Genomic DNA, 3,523 nt, shown 5'->3' with positions numbered 1-3,523 from the left:
CTTTTCTCTGGTCCATATGGTTCACTTCTTCGAATGGCATAGCGGCTTTTCCGCTAAAATTCGGTGTGAAAAAGTGTTACCTAGGTCTATTTACTTTTGTATACCAGGTCCCTTGACTGTACACCTTTCGCCCAACGGGGGCGCCACCGCAGGCCGGCTACCACCAGTCAACACTCGGAACTTGACCAACTTTAAGATAGCTTATAACGGCTTCATCGACGCCCATAACCACTACCGCCGGCTTGACGATGGCGCGGTGTTGGGTCCAGTCCTTTTATTTATCTATTTCAAAATAGCTCAGCCAAGTCTTTTCATCACTAAAAGACCCATCATCATTTCGATACATGAATAAGGCATTCTGCTCTCTGTTTATATACAGAGTGTCGGGTATGAAGTCGTTGTCGTATGGCACTTTCGAAAACACGATTGTATCACCCTTAAAATTGTACTTTCCGTAATGCGTTTCTTCAAAACCAGCAAATCCATGAACTAGGTTTTCTACAGTCCCATTTTCCCGAAAAATGAGCTGGTAATGAAACAGGTCATCTCTCAATGTGGCGGAGAGAAGTGCGTTTGATTTGAGTATTTCAGAATTAAGAATAAGTATAACACTTAACACCCCGCCAACTGCCATATGGCTATATTTCTTTGTCTCACTTACACTAACACCTTTTTTAAATATAGAAATGGATGTGTCTATCAGAGAGACTATATATCCTAATAGCACTGGGATCACCGCGAAACTACAAACGAATAGGTAAAATATCATACCACCAAATAAGCTTGTCATCATCCACAGTATCATACCGGCAGATGTTACTATTGCCAGTACGTCGTAAAATGTTGTGTTTTGTAGTTTGATAGCAAAGAGTTTAGTTGTTGTTAGAAAACGAGTAGGCGCCGCTTGATTGCCTTGGTTGACGGTTTTTAAATTTAGACCTTCTTGTATTGTGAATTATTGTTGCCGTAATTTAAGAACACACCGCTTAACTATTGGATGTGTAAATATGCGATGTTTGGTTGGTCCTTCTCTGTGGGTTAATATAAACCTCATCTCTACAACGGGTGGTAATACATTCTTCTCTTAAGAGTATATAAGTACTTAACGGCCTGCGTAGCGCCTTGGTAATCTGTATTGGCATCTGGTGCGTCAGGGACATAGGAAAGGCCCTAGAGTTGCAACGAGGTCTTTTTGGCGATTGAGAGCATGGGCCAAAACCCGTAGCGCAGCGGAGGCTTTTGGTCCATAGCGAACATCGACAAAAACACCGGGCTCCCTAACCATCATCCAGCTCTAAATCTGGCTCTGGATTGTCTTGACCTGGTTGATCAAAGTAGCGCTTACAAAGGCTGACTCTCCCTTCTATTATGTTAGGGTTTTACTGTTCTGCGGGCTATGGATTGGACCCAACGGGTGTGGCCACGCCTTTCCGGGGAAATAGCACTAGCTAGCTTTACGGGCTCAAATGTAAACACCACTTAACTGTACAATCACTACGGCCGGGAATCAGGCCCCGGATTGACGTGGCCACGATGCTGGGCGCTAGGCTGTCATTATCGGTGGGAACTTTTATTCGGCTACGTATTATGCAAATGGCGGCAGCGGCTCCGTATGGGCCAGACGAAGGCCGGCAGCATGGCTCCGCTGTGCCAGGCTTTCGGCTGGGCCCCGCTTGCCGCCGGTTGCGGCCCAAGGACCATTCACTAGCACTACAACTTCACGGATCGGGAGGAAATAAGACTCGCTTGCATTGCTTAAGGAAACCTAACCAGCATAGCCTACTATTCTGATCTGGTGAAGCTTGCGCCCAGCGGGGGCGCCACCGCAGGCCGGCTTTACCTACCACTATTCGGACCTCAGCCAGCATATAAGCTACTTTCTAAATCACTCATCGGCACCTAAACGCCTCGCGGCCGGCTTGACGATGGCGCAATGTTCTGCGCATATTTTTATTTTTGCAAATAAACCGCAATTATGAACTGAGTTGATTATGTTGTTTAACTAAGCTCTCTTTAATTTCTTCAAATTGCTCTATTCTTTCATCCAGTGTACTGACATCATCAAAATGTGGCAAACCATCACCTCCAGCCTTAAGCTTTTTGAAAAATTTGATGTAGGCGTCTGATAACTCAATCTCAATCCTAAGAACTTTGAGAAAATCGTTTTTCAGTAATAAAGATACTTCAGATACTTCGTCTGTATAAGACAGTACCTCATTCATAGTATTGTCAATAAGCTTAGCTTCTAAAAGTTCGAGAGAAGGTGTTGCGCCTACATTGAAGAAATCTCTAATGCTGTTTCTTGCGGCATCTCTATTTGCGACACCTAGCTTTTCATAAAACTTAGATTCTACAGGCTTGGCCCTTTCTATCGTTTCTTCAGATGCTTGCATAAAAACATCCAGACTACTCTCAAATTCATCATTTATAGCTGATAATTCGTCAAATACTTTTATCATAGGCTTCAAATCTTTACTAAACTGAGTGATTGCATCTGGATCAATAATCGACTGTGAGTGTGGCACACCACCAACAATATTTGACGATTCGTATGACTGTTTAAATGCTGGATAATTACGCTTAAAATCACCAAAATCATTAGGCATACTATAGTCAACTCTAGTCAAGCTAATATCTGTGATTTTTGTGGCATCAGCTGACACTACTTGATTTATGATTGAGTGAGCAACTGAAGTGATTGGATTTGATTTTACAAGCCCACTAATAATTGGATTATCTAATATACTCTTAACTATATTCCTAAATTTGCTCTTCCTTTCATTCACATACAATACTGGCTCATTATCAAACACTGTTTTAATTTGATCAATTAAGCTTCCCTCTGCTATATTCAATATTTGCCCTTTAAAGTCTAGTCCGAATACGTTTTCCGCATCTGTAAAGTTATTTACGGATGTTATCTCCGTATGAAGAAGAATAATATTTTTTATTGCTTGCTGGTAAGTTGCCGAAGCGGATATAACATCGGTTTCATCAAAAGCTGTTCTAATGCTATTTTCCATTTGTCTGAATGCAGCAAAATTGATATTAATAAGTTTTTTAGTTAATTCTATATTTCTTTGCTCGATAACTTCAATATTATCTAATGTTTGATTCTTAAAAGATTCAAATTCTAAAATTGCATCCTGAAGTTCCCGGACTTCTTCCTCAGAAACTTGAGTGTAGCAGATTGTAGGTGCTATGATGAAAAATATAAGTATGGACAGATTTTTCATTCTACAGATAATTAGATGTTCATAGAGCCCTTTGAAATATTGTGCTCTAGTGTATGGATCCAGTAAAACTGCAACCGATTATCCTCGGGACAATCTAACTGTTAAGATGTTGATGCGGTAAATATTCCAAGGTAACCCTTGCCTGCACGTTTTTTTGCGCAGAACGGGGGCGCCAACGCAGCCGGGGCATCAATTATTCGAAGGTGATGACTTTAACGCCACCCACGAGGGGGCGGCGCGGCGGCATGGCCCGAAACCGACCAACGGGAGCTTTCGGGCCATTGTCC

Annotated in this window: 2 protein-coding genes; both read right to left on the bottom strand. The window is 42.1% G+C overall.

The window, feature by feature from the left end; all coding sequences use genetic code 11:
* Nucleotides 1–274: 274 nt before the first annotated feature.
* The gene (locus tag NMA52_RS18590) at nucleotides 275–805 is read right to left on the bottom strand and encodes a hypothetical protein (protein WP_254829217.1); all 531 of its coding nucleotides are present in this window, start codon (nucleotides 803–805) and stop codon (nucleotides 275–277) included.
* A gap of 1,168 nt (nucleotides 806–1,973) precedes the next feature.
* On the bottom strand, nucleotides 1,974–3,236 hold the full coding sequence (locus tag NMA52_RS18585) for a hypothetical protein (protein ID WP_254829216.1): 1,263 nt from the start codon (nucleotides 3,234–3,236) through the stop codon (nucleotides 1,974–1,976).
* Nucleotides 3,237–3,523 lie beyond the last annotated feature (287 nt).

The organism is Lewinella sp. JB7, assembly GCF_024297185.1.
GTDB lineage: Bacteria > Bacteroidota > Bacteroidia > Chitinophagales > Saprospiraceae > Neolewinella.
This window is presented reverse-complemented; position numbering and strand designations above follow the sequence as displayed.

Coding starts and splice junctions, on each gene's coding strand:
- NMA52_RS18590 (WP_254829217.1), bottom strand. CDS start 805: ATGATACTGTGGATGATGACAAGCTTATTTGGTGGTATGATATTTTAC.
- NMA52_RS18585 (WP_254829216.1), bottom strand. CDS start 3,236: ATGAAAAATCTGTCCATACTTATATTTTTCATCATAGCACCTACAATC.